Below are 14,798 nucleotides of genomic sequence, written 5' to 3'. Positions count from 1 at the left end.
CTAAACCAGAGCAACAACCAATGGGGCTGTTCAACTTTGCTTCTGACGTTGCCATAGACCTTGGGACCGCTAACACGCTGGTTTATATCAAAGGGCGTGGTATTGTCCTGAACGAACCCAGCATCGTCGCTGTGCATCGAAGCACGCGCAAGGTCATTGCGATCGGCCGCGAAGCCTTGCAGATGCACGAGCGCACGCACCCAGAAATCGAAACTATTCGGCCCCTTAAAGACGGGGTCATCGCCGATTTTGAGGTGGCCGAGCAAATGATCCGGGGATTTATCCGCAAAGTCCAGCGCAACTGGTACACGTCGATCCGGCGGATGGTCGTCTGCATTCCCAGTGGCATTACCGAAGTGGAAAAGCGGGCCGTGCGGGACTCTGCCGAGCACGCCGGTGCCAAACGCGTCTACTTGATCAGTGAACCGATGGCAGCCGCGATTGGCATTGGCCTGAACGTCGAAGAGCCCGTTGGCAACATGGTAGTGGACATCGGCGGTGGTACGACAGAAATCGCAGTTATTGCGCTGGCGGGCATCGTTGTGAACGAATCGATTCGTACCGGCGGCGACGAACTGGACAATGCCATCATCCAGTACTTTAAACGCAACCATAACCTGCTGATCGGCCAGCGCACGGCCGAGCGCATCAAGTGTGAGATTGGCAGTGCTATAGAGCTGGACCCGGAGCTGGAACTGTCGGTCAAAGGGCGCGATCTTGTCAGCGGCATTCCTAAAATCCGAACGATCTCTTCAGAAGATGTGCGCGAAGCCCTGCGAGAGCCCGTCAACCAGATCGCTGCCGCTGTGCTACGCTGCCTGGAACGCACCCCGCCAGAACTGGGCGCCGATATTCTGGAACGCGGCATCATGCTCACAGGCGGGGGGGCGTTGCTGAAAGGCCTGGACGCCCTGATCCGTAATCGCGTGGAACTTCCTGTCTACGTAGCCGACGATCCCCTGACGGCTGTGGCGCGAGGCACGGGTAAAGTGCTGGAAGACCTCGAACGGTACGAGCGGGTCTTGCTCTGAAAATCATGACGCGCACCAATTGGCTCATTGACACGTTACTTCTGGTTGTCGTATTAGGTCTGGCGCTGAGCCTGCTGCTCACGCACAACGAGCCGGTGCTGCACGGGCTGCGTGCGCTGGCGTTGGAACTTTCGGCCCGCGCCGAAGCCCGGCTGGCCTGGGCCGGTCACTACTTTCGAACGCTGGAGGAAAACGAACGGCTGCGCGCCGAAAATATCCGCCTGGCCGGCGAGCTGGCGCGCGCCCGCGAAGCGCTGATTGCCAACGAACGTTTGACCCGCCTGCTGGCGCTGCGCGACAGCATTTACCCCCTTCCGGTACGGGCCGCCCGCATCATTGCCAAAGACCTGACGCGCCAGCGCAACCTGCTAACAATCGACGCGGGCAGCACAGACGGCGTGCAACCCGGCATGGCCGTCGTGGATGACCGCGGAATCATCGGCACCGTTACCCTGGTCACGCCGCATTATGCCCGCGTTCTTTCTTACCTGAACACAGACTTTCGGGTGGCGGCCCGCATCCAGGCTATCGGAGCGGTAGGCATTGTGCGCTGGGACGGCGAGCACCCTGACCGCCTGCTGATGGAATTTGTCAGCCGCACCGAGCCGGTGCGCCCGGGCATGCTGGTAGTCACAACGCCCTACAGTAACATCTTCCCTCCAGGCTTTCCCATTGGTCGCATAACCGAAGTAGCGCGCCAGCCCGGTCTGAATACGCTGCGCATTTACCTGGAACCGGCCTCCCCGCTGGACCGCGCCTCCTATGTATTTGTCATCCTGCATAAGCCTGATCTGGAGCGCCAGCGACTGCACACGCCTAACCCACCGTGAGCGATGCGCCCCAAATTCGGCATACTCCTGCTATTGCTGTGGAGCCTACCAGGACGGCCCGTAACGAGCCTTGCTCAGCCGGCACAGCACCTGCAAGCTACCCTGAATCAACTGCTTGACGCTCCTGCCTACGCTTCGGCTTTCTGGGGAGCGCTGGTGCTGGATCTGCGCGACAGTACCGTGCTCTATGCACGCCACGCCCGGCAAAACTTTACGCCCGCTTCGGTAACCAAGTTGTTCATAACAGCAGCTGCTCTCGAGCAGCTCGGGCCTGACTTTCGCTACGTTACCCGCCTCCTGGCAGATGGACCAATCGTAGACGGCGTGCTGCAGGGGAACCTGATCGTGCGCGGCTCAGGGGATCCCGCCATTGGCGGCCGTTTTACCGATGGAGACCGCACCGCTACCTTCCGAGCCTGGGCCGATTCACTGCGCCGTAAGGGAATCCAGCGAATCGCGGGCGACCTTATTGGCGACGACGATTACTTTGACGACACGCCGCTGGGTACCGGTTGGAGCTGGGACGACCTGACCTACTGGTACGCTGCGGAAATCAGCGCGCTATCTTTCAACGACAACTGCGTGGACGTTACCATCGAAGCAGGCCGCGCCGGCGAACCCGGACGCATCTCCTGGGAGCCACCCACTACCTATGTATCTCTGATCAATCAAACCTATACCATTCCGGCCGATCAGCCCCTGAAAGAGGGGTACCGGCGATTACCCGGCACCAACACGATCGTGCTGTTCAGCCGGGTGCCGGAAGGCCGCCGAGATACGGAGTCGCTCACCGTCAGTAATCCAACGCGCTTTTTCGTGCACGTCCTGCGCGAAGTGCTGCTCGCTGAAGGCATCGCTGTAGAGGGACAGCCCGTGGACGTTGACGCCCTCTCCATCAAACCTGACTATACCAGCTCCAGATTGTGGACCGTGGCGACCTATACCTCACCGCCCCTGTCTGAGATTGTGCGGGTTATCAATCGGCGGAGTCAGAATCTGTACGCCGAAATGCTGCTGCGGACGCTGGGCGCCGAACGCCCGGTAGCCGACACCACACTGGTCCCCGGATCCGCCGAGATGGGGTTGGCAGCAGCTGCTCGCACCTGGCTTCGAGCAGGCATCGACACCAGCCGCATTCAGTTTGTGGACGGCTCTGGCCTGTCGGCGCAGAATCTGGTCACGCCTGAAGCAACGGTTCGTCTGCTGGCCTACATGGCCAGCCATCCCGACCTGGCCGTGCGCCAGACGTTTTACACGTCGCTACCCACCGGTGGTGAACCGGAAACGACCCTTCAGGATCGACAGCTCAGCGATCGCGTCCGGGCCAAGACAGGTACGCTGTCGAACACCAGCGCACTGGCCGGATACGTTCGCACACCAGACGGACGCCTGCTCGCCTTTGCGCTGTTCTGTAACCACTATACCCTTCCTACCCGCCAGGTGCGCCGCACCATCGACGCTTTCGTAGAACAGCTCGCTCGCTATCGCAAGTGAAGGAATCAAACAGACGGGATCAACCCCTCCCCTCTGACCGTTCATGGACCGCATTTTGCGTGGACAAAAGCAGGCGCAAACCGATGCCCCACCAACAAATTCATGGCACTACGGTTCTGGGCGTACGGCACAACGGCCGGGTAGCGCTGGGCGCCGATGGCCAGGCAACGCTGGGCACTACGGTCATGAAACACCGGGCCCAGAAAGTGCGCGCGCTCTATAACGGCAAGATTCTGGCAGGCTTTGCAGGGGCTACCGCCGATGCGCTGACCCTTTTTGAACGCTTTGAAGGCAAACTCCAACAGCATGGTGGCAATGTGCTCCGGGCTGCCGTCGAACTGGCCAAAGACTGGCGCACCGACCGCTACCTGCGCCGCCTGGATGCACTGCTGGCAGTTGCCTCACCAGACCGTCTGCTTCTCATTAGCGGCAACGGTGACTTGATCGAACCCGATGACAATATTGTGGCCATCGGCTCGGGTGGTCCGTTTGCCCTAGCAGCCGCCCGAGCCCTCCGCAAACACCGCCCTGACCTCTCGGCCCGGGCTATCGTTGAAGAATCGCTTGCCATTGCAGCCGATATCTGCATCTACACCAACCACGAGCTCACCATCCTGGAAATCGATTCAAAGTAAATTTATCAAAACATACATTTTCCAATTTATTACATAAATCATAACAAAAATCATTAACAAAAAAGTAATGGATCGTTTGCATTCCAGAAAACCGATTCGCACTACGGCGCTTTTTGTGGATTATGAGAACCTGTACCGGCAGACCGTCCGCTATCTGAAAGAGGAGGAAAGCATTAATGGACAGTTAGCCGATTTGCTTTATAGCCTTCGTCGGTACCTGCTGGCACGCCGGCGTTTTCGGGTGGTTCTGGGTCGTGCTTACGCAGACTTTGAGCAGTACGAGGACGGACTGGCTATTCAGCGCGTCCTTGCCGAACAGGGCATTGTCCCCTGCATGGTTCCAGCCAGCCTGGACCCTCCTGCTCGTTCGCTGCAACTGACCATCGACGCGCTGCACACGCTGCAAAGCCATCCAGAAGTGCAGGCGTTTGTGGTAGTAAGTGGCGACCTGGCGTATCTCCCTCTGCTGGAATATCTGCGCAGCCATGGCCGCCAGGTCGCACTGCTCCAACTGGCGCCGCCATCAGACCTGGTTTACGAGCGCCTGGGCGACCGCCTGCTGCTGGATCCCCGCCCGATTCTGGAGCATGCCGGTCTGCGTCGCCTGCTGACCCACCTGTCAGGCTCCACCATTGAGTCCACTGCCGCTCCTCCACCCGTCTTTGCCTCCCTGGCCGACGATCCGGCTGCGCTCAGAGCGCTCGAACTCATTGTCGAACACTTCGGTCGCTACGATGAGGTCTATCTGACCCCCTTGCTCCGAAAAATGTCAGAAACCTTTGATGCTTCCGAAGTCGAACCTAAAGAACTGATTAACCGGCTCGAAGCAGCAGGCGCTATTCGGCTGGAACGCCGTCGAGGATTTCCCTACGACTATACCGTACTCATCCTGCACGAAGACCACCCTGACGTGCGCCGCATTCGGGAAACCCTGGCCGCGACATCCGATTTTGAAACCGACACCTCCGGAGATCTATCCGAAAAAGATCACGTTGAAGATCCTTCTGGAGAAGAACCGTCGGCCTTTTAAGTCGTCAACCTGTCGGGTATGGAGCCGAAACCCCTCACGCATCGGGAGGACGGAATGAAGCGCGAACTCACGCCACGCGAAATTGTCGCCGAACTGGACAAATACATCATTGGTCAGGACGAAGCCAAAAAGTGCGTGGCCATTGCCCTGCGCAACCGCTGGCGTCGGCTAAACGCCCCGCCGGAAATGCGGGAAGAGATTATGCCCAACAATATTCTGATGATCGGCCCGACCGGCGTGGGCAAGACCGAGATTGCTCGGCGCCTGGCCAAACTGGCCGGCGCTCCCTTCATCAAAGTGGAAGCTACTAAGTTCACCGAAGTTGGCTATGTAGGCCGCGATGTGGACAGCATGATCCGCGATCTGGTCGATATCGCGGTCAACATGGTACGCGAAGAACACGAGCAGCGCGTGCGCGACCGGGCGCGCGAGCTGGCTGAAGAACGCATCCTGGACATTTTAGTCCCTCCTGCCCGTCCTGCCCCTCAACGGGAAATGGTACAGGGCCCAGGCTTCTTCCTTCAGAGCACGGCTACCACAGCTACCGATCACGCTGAGGCAGAAGCCCGGGAGCGCACTCGCCAGCGCTTTCGTGAAAAACTCAAGGCAGGAGAGCTGGACGACCGAGAAATCGAAATTGAGGTGGCCTCTGACACGATGCCTATGGTGCAGGTCTTCGGACCGCTGGGCATCGAAGAAATGGGCGTTAACCTGCAAGAACTCTTTGGTAACCTGACCGGCCGCCGCCGCAAAAAGCGCCGCGTTACGGTAGCAGAAGCACGCGAAATTCTCACGCAAGAAGAAGCGCAAAAGCTTATCGACATGGACAAAGTTACGCGGGAGGCGCTGGAGCGGGTGGAGCAGTCAGGTATTGTCTTTATCGACGAGATCGATAAGGTGGCGGCGCGGGATAGCGCCCGAGGCGGGCCGGACGTCTCTCGCGAAGGCGTGCAGCGCGACCTGCTACCGCTGGTGGAAGGCTGCAGCGTTATGACCAAATACGGCATGGTTCGCACCGACCATATTCTCTTCATCGCCAGCGGAGCCTTCCACGTGGCCAAGCCCAGCGACCTGATCCCAGAGCTGCAGGGCCGCTTCCCCATCCGCGTCGAGTTAAAAAGCCTGACCGAGGAGGACTTTTACAAAATTCTCACGCAGCCCAAAAATGCCCTCCTCAAACAATATCAGGCGCTGCTAAAAGCAGAAGGGGTGGACATTGAATTCACCGACGCAGCCGTACGCAAAATCGCTGAGATTGCAGCCCGCGTGAACGAAGAGGTCGAAAACATTGGGGCCCGTCGGTTGCACACGGTGCTGACCACGCTCCTGGAGGATATTCTCTTTGAGGTACCGGACAATGTTCCGGCCAACCGAAAGATTGTGGTAGATGCCGACCTGGTTGAAAAGCGGTTGAGCAATATTGTGCAGAACCGGGACTTGAGTCAGTATATTCTCTAAGCCCAGAGGCCTGGCGTTCACCCGCGCCCGTGACCTGCTATCTGCTGGACGATCCGGAAGGATGGCGACGCTGGGAAGCCCTACAGGCAGCCCGGACGTCACCGTTTGCCCATCCGGAGGTGTTGCGCATGATAGGGCAGCTCTTCGGCCGACGGATCGAGATCGTAGAAGTAGGAGCAGGAAAGGAAACGGTGGCCGTAGCCCTGCTGGTCCGCCAGATAGGCCCCTGGCGCCTGGCAACGCATCCCCCCCTTCTTCCAGAGTCCCCCCTGATCCTACCAGACCCATCCACTTCGGCACTACCCGATCAACTGCTGATTACGCTGAGCCAACGCTACGCGCGCGTCGAGTTACACCTGCCGCCCTTCTTAACAGACGTGCGCCAGGCGCTATGGCACGGCTGGCGAGCCCATCCGCTCTACACCTACGAGATAGATCTTGAGCGGGCCACACCAACTCACTGGTCTGCCAATCCTCGCCGTCTTTTTCGCAAAGCAGCCGCAACGTACCGGCTGATCGAAGATGCAGCGCTGGCTCCCGTGATCGCCCGCCTGGTAGCCGCCAGCTACCAACGCCATCGGCGTCGTCCGCCAGCACCGGCCGAACACCTGACCACGCTGCTGAATGCCCTCACCACGACCGGCCTCGTTCGGCTGTTTGGCGTTCAGAGCCCAACAGGCCAGATTGAAGCAGCCGTAGCGCTCATGGTGCAGCGCCCCCGCGCCTGGTACTGGCTGGCCGGCAGCACGCCGGGCCCCGCGATGACAGTCCTCCTGGGGCACCTGTGGAGCCGCCTTCGCGCAGAAGGCTTTCGGCAGTTCGATTTTGTCGGGGCCAATACGCCGTCCATTGCCGAATTCAAACGCCGCTTTTGTCCAACGCTTCATCTATACTTCCGCCTGACGTATTATCGATCGTTTCTGCAAACGCTGCTGCGTCACGTGCCCGGCCTGCGCTGAGCTATGGAACCCACTCCAACACCTTCTCCCCCGTCCGCCCGGTCTTTTCGGGGACCGGTGCTGACCCTCCTGTCAGGATCGTCGCTGGCCCTGGCGCTGTCCTACCTGGCCCAGCCGCTGCTGACGCGTCTGTATACGCCGGAAGCGTTTGGCGGGCTGGATGCGTTCGTGGCGCTGGTGAGCTTACTGTTCGTATGCAGCACTTTGCGGTATGAGGATGCTCTGCTGCTGCCCCGATGCAACGCAGAAGCTCTCGGCCTACTGCGGCTGGCAGGCTACATTCTGGCCGGACTTAGCCTGCTCTGTCTGCTTCTGAGCTTTCCCGCCCAATGGTTGCTGCAACACAGGGGGGAGACCACGCTGGCTCCGTGGCTTCCCTGGCTGGCGCCCACCCTCCTGCTTATGGGAAGTACCCGGCTGGCGGAGCTGTGGCTTACGCGCCAACAGGCTTTTCGAACGCTTTCGGTCGGAACAGCGCTGCGCGCCACAACCACTACCACGCTGCGGCTGGCTGCCGGCCTTCCTCCCTTGCAGGCAGGTACCGCTGGCCTTATCGGTGGATTTCTGGGAGGACACCTCAGCACATTGCTGCTCTACGGATGGCACCTGCGGCATCGCCTGTCAACACCGGCCGCTTCTCCTTCGCTGGCTGTCCTGGCACGACGCTATCGACACTTCCCGTTGTTTACCCTGCCAGCCGCCCTGCTCAACGCCTTGAGCATGCGCCTGCCTTTTCTGCTACTGCTTCTCTTTTTTGATGCCGAAGTGCTGGGCTTCTTTGGACGCGCCTTCATGGTACTGACAGTTCCCCTGGGACTGGTGGGCAGTGCAACCGGCCAGGTTTTTTTTGTACGCGCTGCTGAGGCGCGTCATGGCGAGGGGCTGCGCGCGCTGACCCGACGCGTCTACAGCCGCCTGCTCCAGATAGGACTCTATCCTGTGCTCCTGCTGATGCTGCTGGGCCCGGAGCTATTTGCTTTCATCTTTGGCGCGCCGTGGCGAACAGCCGGCGTATATGCCGCCTGGATTGCTCCATGGCTCCTACTGGCCAGCCTGGCCTCACCGCTCAGCCGACTGTTCGACGTACTGGAACGCCAGCGCGCCGATTTTGCCACCAGCGCCTTGCTTTTCCTGCTCCAAACGATTGCGCTGATTACTGGCGGGCTGCAAGGCCAGCCAGCAACAGCCTTGCTACTCCTTGGACTGGCCGGCCTCCTGGGACGCGTCTTTCAGCTTAGCGTCCTGTTCCGACTGGTAGGCGTCACCTTCCGCGATGCCTTCGGCCCCCTGCTACGCTGTACGCTTTACAGCCTCCCGCTCCTGGGTTTGCTCTACTTCTCCGCTTCCTGGCTAAGCCCTCCTCTTTACCTGGGCGGGGCTATGCTCAGCGTTCTGCTCTATCTGGGCCTTAGCACATGGATGGAACGCCGACTCGTCCAATCCCTCCCTTAACGAGGTGGACGGTCGCCATAACGACCGGCCCTACGGCGACGCCGCTGTTCCACCTGCTCAAGCTGAACCAGCACCCGGAGTTGCAGGGGCGGCGCCCCACAGGCAACTGCCCACTCGGTCAGCACCTGCAGAACGTGTCGTCGCTGCTGGCGCGACCAACGCGGCGCCCGATCTTCCAGTACCCACGTCACCAGCGCCATCCCACACCCCGCTCTAAAAAGAGTCTGTGCCGCCTCAAGGGCCGCTTTTCGATGCGAGGCCGAAGCTTCCGGAGCCAATCGTTTCAGCCAGACTTCTGGATCAGTACGTCGCTCGGACTGCGCCGCAAACAACAGGCACAGCACTGAAACCTCTTCCAGAAACCCCCACGCAACAGGCGCAACGCTTTCAGATGCCGATAACTTCATGCTGTAGAACAGCAGCCCTGGAACTACACAGGCTCCCCGACTGTATCGTCCACAGCTCGACATTTTTCAATCCCGGAATAACCATGGCAGACGTCGAGACGCTTCTTACTATCTGCCGGCACTTTCACCCGACCGATAAAGGATTCCGATGGGACGCGGTGCCCCTCAAGCATTACAAACCAGAAGGCACGCACTTTCGAGACATTACACGCCAGGTTCTGTTCGGACCGGAAAGCGGTCTGCCTGCCGAACTGCGCTACTTTGAGGTAGCCCCGGGCGGGTACTCTACCTTTGAGCGGCATGCTCACGTGCATGCCGTGCTGATCTTACGGGGACGCGGACGTGCCATTGTGGGCGAGCAGGTCTTTGAAGTAGCGCCCTTCGACTTAATCCATGTGCCCGCATGGACCTGGCATCAGTTTCAGGCCCCTGACGATGAGGCGCTGGGCTTTCTGTGCCTGGTGGCGACGGATCGGGATCGGCCGGTCCGGCCTACCCCTGAAGAGGCGGCCCAGCTTCGCCAGCACCCAGTAATTGGCCCGTACGTGCGCCTTTGAGCTACTGCTCAACGATCACTTGATCGGAGGTGATAAACGCTCCTTCAAAGCGCCGCACGGCCAACGCACGCAGGCGCTCAGCTTCCTCACGCGTCCGGAAGTTCCCCAGTCGAATTCGATAATAAGGAGCCCGGTAGACAATGTAGACCGGGGGGGGATCTGCATGCGCTCCCAGAATGCCCTCAAGTAACCCCTGCGCAGCTATTTGCTGCCACCAGGCCACTGCTGCCGCATAGATGCTATCAGCCGTCTCCTTGCTTTCGGTGAGAAAGATCTGTACGCGGTAGCCTGCTACCATCCGCGTCGTGCCCACACCGGCACGGCCCTCCATCAGAATTTCAGGAACCTCATGTCGCACTTCAAGCGGAGGCGGAGGCGGATCCGGGTAGATGGTTGGATCAAAATCTTCATAAACCGCCCAGTCGACCGGCGCCTCTTCAGGCGCTGGGCCTGTCTGTTCCTGAACGCCCCGTGTTGCAACGCAGCCTGCCAGTAGCAACACCAGACTCCAGAGGACAAAGCGCACGGGTAAACAGCAGCTTGTTCCCATAGATTTAATGCCTTCTGTAAACATCAGCCCTGCTCCTGGTTTCCCTCAGAAAACGGAGGTTTCGCTACCAGTACGGTTAGCACGCCAGGCGGCAGCCAGAGCGTTTCACCGGGCGCGCAGCTAGACGTCTCCAGATTGCGACGGAAGACAGGTACCACCTCCCAGTGGTGCGGTTTGCTGCCCGCACACATGGCCGGTACCACAACTGGCACGGCCTCTTTTCCATTGTTAAACAGAATCAAGAACGTATCGTCCCGAAACGGTCGTCCGCGTGCATCGGTGCCCTGGATTGCATGGCCGTGCAGCAGAAGCCCGAACGTGGTCAGTTCCGGATTGCTCCAGTCGTCATGTTGCATGGGACGTCCTTCGGGATGCCACCAGAGCGCATCTGGCGCCTCGCCGCCATTGGGCAATCCGGTCAGAAAATGCCGCCGTCGAAAACTCCGGTGCTGCCTGCGAAACCAGATCACCTGGCGGACAAATTCCAGAAATTGCCGCTTGCGCTCATCGAGCTGCCAGTGGTACCAACTGATTTCGTTATCCTGACAGTAGGCGTTATTGTTGCCGTGCTGCGAGCGAGAGAGCTCATCGCCGCCCAGCAGCATGGGAACCCCCTGCGAGAGAAAAAGCGTGCTAATCAAGCTGCGCTTGAGCGCTTCCCGACGCGCCAGCACCGAAGGATCCTGCGTCGGCCCCTCCACGCCACAGTTGGTACTGTAATTCTCGTCCATGCCATCCCGATTGCCCTCCAGGTTGACCTCGTTGTGTTTTTTCTCGTAGCTAACCAGGTCTTCCAGCGTAAATCCATCATGTGCTGTGACGAAATTGATAGAAGCAAACGGCCGGCGTCCGCTGCGTTCGTACAGATCGCTGGAGCCTGCAAAGCGCGTTGCGAACTCGCCGTTGAGCCCCCGGTCGCCCCGCCAGAAACGACGCACCGCATCTCGGTAGCGGCCGTTCCATTCGGTCCATTGCCATGGGAAATTGCCCACCTGGTAGCCGCCGGGACCTACGTCCCAGGGTTCGGCAATCAGCTTAACCTGTCCGAGCACGGGATCTTGCTGGATCACCTGAAAAAACGTAGAGAGCATGTCCACATCGTAGAGCTCCCGCGCCAGCGCGGCTGCCAGATCGAACCGGAATCCGTCTACATGCATCTCGGTAACCCAGTAACGCAGGCTGTCCATGATCAACTGAATGACGTAGGGGTTGCCCACGTCCAGCGTGTTACCGGTACCGGTATAGTCAACCAGAAAACGAGGGTTGTTGGGATCGGCTTTATAGTAGGCCCGGTTGTCAATGCCGCGAAACGACAAGGTAGGCCCGAGCACTCCCCCTTCTCCTGTGTGGTTGTAGACCACGTCAACGATCACTTCAAAACCGGCAGCATGCAGGGCACGCACCATCATTTTAAATTCACGCACGGCCGAAATAGGCCCATTGGTGGCATACTCCGGCTCTGGGGCAAAATAGCAGAGCGGATTGTATCCCCAGTAGTTACGCAGCCCGCGTTCCACCAGATGCCGGTCGTGCACCTTGGCATGCACAGGCAACAACTGGATCGTCGTGACGCCCAGCCGTTTCAGGTGCTCCAGCACAGGTTCACAGGTCAGCCCCAGATACGTTCCGCGCAGCGGTTCCGGAACTTCTGGATGCAGCTTCGTGATGCCCTTGACGTGCGTCTCATAGATGATTGTGTCCTCCCAGGGGATACGCGGAGGCTGATCATCCCCCCACTCAAAGCAACTTTCTACGACAGCCCCAAGCGGTGCATATGGCGCACTATCTTCCTCAGAAAACGACAGGTCACCGGCAGGGTCACCGATCTTGTAGCCAAAAAGGCTATCATGCCAGCGAAGCGGCCGGCCAATGGCCTTAGCATAAGGGTCTAACAACACTTTGTTTGGATTGAAACGATGACCTTCCTCCGGCCGATACGGGCCATACACGCGATACCCATAGAGCTGACCGGGGCGCAAACCCGGCAGATAAACATGCCAGATAGGTCCCGTCCGCTCGGTAACTTCGACTACGCGCGAAGGCGCGGGGTCGTCTGGATGATCGAACAGCACCAGCTCTACCGCCTCGGCATGCTGGCTGTAAAGCGCAAAGTTTACCCCCAGCCCATCCCAGGTAGCACCTAGCGGGTACGGTCGACCAGGCCAGACAGCGGCTGCCGAGGTAACCGGTTGCTGTGTTTCGGACATGATGCGCTGCACCTTCGCTTTGCTGCATTCTGCACAAAAGACACACCGATTGCGCGCGCTCCTTTATTTTTTCAGCAGGTTTACGACAACGTACGTACGGCTTACCTGACGGGCACAAGCCTTCAGGCAGCATGCGCCGCCGCCTGCAGACCGCTTCCGCCCCCACTTTGAACGCATCCGGCCCGTCACTTTTTGCCCAAACTCTGAAGAAACAGGCATCCTTTTCCCGAGTGCGCGTTGTATCTTGGGGCCGAGCTGCCGCAGGCGCCCTAAAATACGGCGCGTGCTTTACAAACTAAAGAGCTGCATCCAGAAGTTCTTTCTATGAGCTGGCTTACCGAAGAGGATATTCGACGCTGGGAAAGCGGCACGTTTTACGACAGCTATCGAAAGCTGGGTGCCCATCCGGACGAGGAAGGAACCTGGTTCTGCGTCTGGGCTCCCCACGCGGATGCCGTTTCGGTGCTGGGAGCATTTAATAACTGGGATCCCGAAGCCCATCAATTAGAACGCTACGGAGCTGGACTGTGGGCTGGCTACGTGCCTGGTGCCCTCCCAGGCCATGCCTACAAGTACCGCATTCGCCATGGCTTTTATCAGGCCGACAAAACGGACCCTTATGCTTTTGCCATGGAGCCCCCTACTGGAAGTCCTATCGAAGGACTGGCCTCTATCATCACGCGGCTCGACTATACCTGGCACGATGACGCCTGGATGCAGCGCCGAAAAGGTCCGGCCAGCCTCTACGAGCCCGTTTCCATCTACGAAGTGCACCTGGGATCCTGGCGCCATAAGCAACCCGGCGTCTCCTTTTCCTATCGAGAAATCGCTGAACCACTGGCCGACTATGTGCAGGACCTGGGCTTTACGCACGTTGAATTGCTGCCTATCATGGAGCACCCATACTACGGCTCATGGGGCTACCAGGTGGTCGGCTACTACGCTCCAACGTTTCGCTACGGCACACCTCAGGACCTCATGTACCTGATCGACTACCTGCACCAACGCGGCATTGGCGTCATCCTTGACTGGGTCCCCAGCCACTTCGCAGCCGATCCCCAGGGACTTGTTTACTTCGACGGCACCACGCTGTTTGAATACGACGACCCCAGGATGCGCCACCACCCCGACTGGGGAACCTATGTGTTCGACTACAACAAGCCAGGGGTACGTAATTTTTTGATTTCAAACGCCCTGTTCTGGCTCGACTATTACCACGTAGACGGCCTGCGCGTGGATGCCGTCGCTTCCATGCTGTACCGGGACTATTCCCGTAAGGAATGGACGCCCAACATCTTCGGTGGTCGAGAAAACCTGGAGGCCATCGACTTTATCAAAAAGTTCAACGAAACTGTTTACTTGCACTTCCCGGAAGCCATCACCATCGCCGAGGAATCCACGGCATGGCCTGGCGTGTCAGCGCCCACCTACAACAACGGACTGGGCTTCCTCTACAAGTGGAACATGGGATGGATGCATGACACGCTGGACTATATGCGCCGCGACCCGGTGCATCGCAAGTACCACCACGACACCCTCACGTTCTCCCTGTGGTATGCCTTTTCAGAGCATTACATCCTACCGCTTTCCCACGATGAAGTCGTGCATGGCAAGGGCTCGCTATGGACCAAGATGCCTGGCGACGACTGGCAAAAGGCGGCTAATCTACGCTTGCTCTATGGACACATGTGGGGCCACCCGGGCAAAAAATTGCTTTTCATGGGCGGAGAATTCGGCCAGCACCACGAGTGGAACCATGACACGCAGCTCGAATGGCACTTACTGGACCAGCCATACCACCGGGGCATCCAGGCCTGGGTGCGCGACTTGAACCATCTCTACCGTACGCACCCGGCGCTATGGCATGATGGACCAGAAGGATTCGAATGGATCGACTTCAACGATCGCGATCAAAGCGTCATCTGTTACCTGCGCAAACATACAGACCGCCTGCTGCTTTTTGTGCTGAACTTTACCCCGGTGCCCCGCGAACACTATCGCGTGGGCGTTCCCATCGGTGGCCCCTGGCGAGAAGTGCTGAACAGCGATGCCGTTGCGTATGGGGGAAGCGGCATGGGCAACTTCGGTCGCGTCGAAGCCGTGCCTGAATCCTGGCACGGCCGCCCCTTTCACCTGGAGCTGACTCTGCCGCCACTGGCCATCCTCATCCTGGAGCCCGAATCTTAAT

At 59.1% G+C, this 14,798-nt stretch carries 13 protein-coding genes; 10 read left to right on the top strand and 3 right to left on the bottom strand.

All coding sequences use genetic code 11. The features are described 5' to 3' along the window. The first annotated feature begins 20 nt into the window (after positions 1-20). The 8 genes from BUA15_RS00735 (at position 21) to BUA15_RS00700 (ending at position 8,889) form a co-directional block, all read left to right on the top strand. On the top strand, positions 21-1,031 hold the full coding sequence (locus BUA15_RS00735; protein ID WP_072713958.1) for a rod shape-determining protein: 1,011 nt from the start codon (positions 21-23) through the stop codon (positions 1,029-1,031). 5 nt (positions 1,032-1,036) lie between these two features. Next, complete coding sequence (gene mreC / locus BUA15_RS00730; RefSeq protein WP_072713956.1) at positions 1,037-1,861, top strand: rod shape-determining protein MreC; 825 nt, start codon at positions 1,037-1,039, stop codon at positions 1,859-1,861. Between the two features lie 3 nt (positions 1,862-1,864). Continuing rightward, positions 1,865-3,355, top strand: a complete 1,491-nt coding sequence (gene dacB, locus BUA15_RS00725) for a D-alanyl-D-alanine carboxypeptidase/D-alanyl-D-alanine endopeptidase (protein ID WP_072713954.1) — start codon at positions 1,865-1,867, stop codon at positions 3,353-3,355. Between the two features lie 83 nt (positions 3,356-3,438). Next, positions 3,439-3,990: an ATP-dependent protease subunit HslV gene (gene hslV / locus BUA15_RS00720; RefSeq protein WP_072713953.1), complete on the top strand. Its 552-nt coding sequence runs from the start codon at positions 3,439-3,441 to the stop codon at positions 3,988-3,990. Positions 3,991-4,057: 67 nt separating this feature from the next. Then, entirely contained in the window at positions 4,058-5,020 is a 963-nt protein-coding gene (locus BUA15_RS00715; RefSeq protein WP_072713952.1) for an NYN domain-containing protein, read from the top strand. A gap of 18 nt (positions 5,021-5,038) precedes the next feature. Next, positions 5,039-6,478 carry an ATP-dependent protease ATPase subunit HslU gene (hslU, locus tag BUA15_RS00710; protein ID WP_272482038.1) on the top strand — a complete coding sequence of 480 codons (1,440 nt, stop codon included), beginning with the start codon at positions 5,039-5,041 and terminating at the stop codon, positions 6,476-6,478. 29 nt (positions 6,479-6,507) lie between these two features. After that, positions 6,508-7,437 (top strand): GNAT family N-acetyltransferase, encoded by a 930-nt coding sequence (locus tag BUA15_RS00705; protein WP_072713951.1) that lies wholly within the window; start codon positions 6,508-6,510, stop codon positions 7,435-7,437. Between the two features lie 3 nt (positions 7,438-7,440). Beyond that, entirely contained in the window at positions 7,441-8,889 is a 1,449-nt protein-coding gene (locus tag BUA15_RS00700) for a lipopolysaccharide biosynthesis protein (protein WP_072713950.1), read from the top strand. On the opposite strand, the gene BUA15_RS00695 is transcribed toward BUA15_RS00700, so the two are convergent. Next, positions 8,886-9,296, bottom strand: a complete 411-nt coding sequence (locus BUA15_RS00695) for a hypothetical protein (protein ID WP_072714564.1) — start codon at positions 9,294-9,296, stop codon at positions 8,886-8,888. The two genes, BUA15_RS00700 and BUA15_RS00695, sit on opposite strands and share 4 nt — an antisense overlap. Positions 9,297-9,379: 83 nt before the next feature. Here BUA15_RS00695 and BUA15_RS00690 point away from each other — a divergent pair, with 83 nt between their 5' ends. Beyond that, the gene (locus tag BUA15_RS00690) at positions 9,380-9,853 is read left to right on the top strand and encodes a cupin domain-containing protein (RefSeq protein WP_072713948.1); all 474 of its coding nucleotides are present in this window, start codon (positions 9,380-9,382) and stop codon (positions 9,851-9,853) included. Position 9,854: 1 nt separating this feature from the next. Here BUA15_RS00690 and BUA15_RS00685 read toward each other — a convergent pair whose 3' ends face one another. Together BUA15_RS00685 and glgX are read right to left on the bottom strand one after the other, a co-directional pair. After that, entirely contained in the window at positions 9,855-10,403 is a 549-nt protein-coding gene (locus BUA15_RS00685) for an SPOR domain-containing protein (protein WP_072714563.1), read from the bottom strand. A gap of 23 nt (positions 10,404-10,426) precedes the next feature. Beyond that, positions 10,427-12,610, bottom strand: a complete 2,184-nt coding sequence (gene glgX / locus BUA15_RS00680) for a glycogen debranching protein GlgX (protein ID WP_072713946.1) — start codon at positions 12,608-12,610, stop codon at positions 10,427-10,429. Between the two features lie 324 nt (positions 12,611-12,934). Here glgX and glgB point away from each other — a divergent pair, with 324 nt between their 5' ends. Next, positions 12,935-14,797, top strand: a complete 1,863-nt coding sequence (glgB, locus tag BUA15_RS00675) for a 1,4-alpha-glucan branching protein GlgB (RefSeq protein ID WP_072713944.1) — start codon at positions 12,935-12,937, stop codon at positions 14,795-14,797. The last annotated feature ends 1 nt before the right edge of the window (position 14,798 follow it).

It is taken from the genome of Rhodothermus profundi (assembly GCF_900142415.1).
GTDB classification, from domain to species: Bacteria; Bacteroidota; Rhodothermia; order Rhodothermales; family Rhodothermaceae; genus Rhodothermus; species Rhodothermus profundi.
The sequence above is the reverse complement of the archived record's forward strand: the minus strand, read 5'-3'. Positions and strand labels throughout refer to the sequence as shown.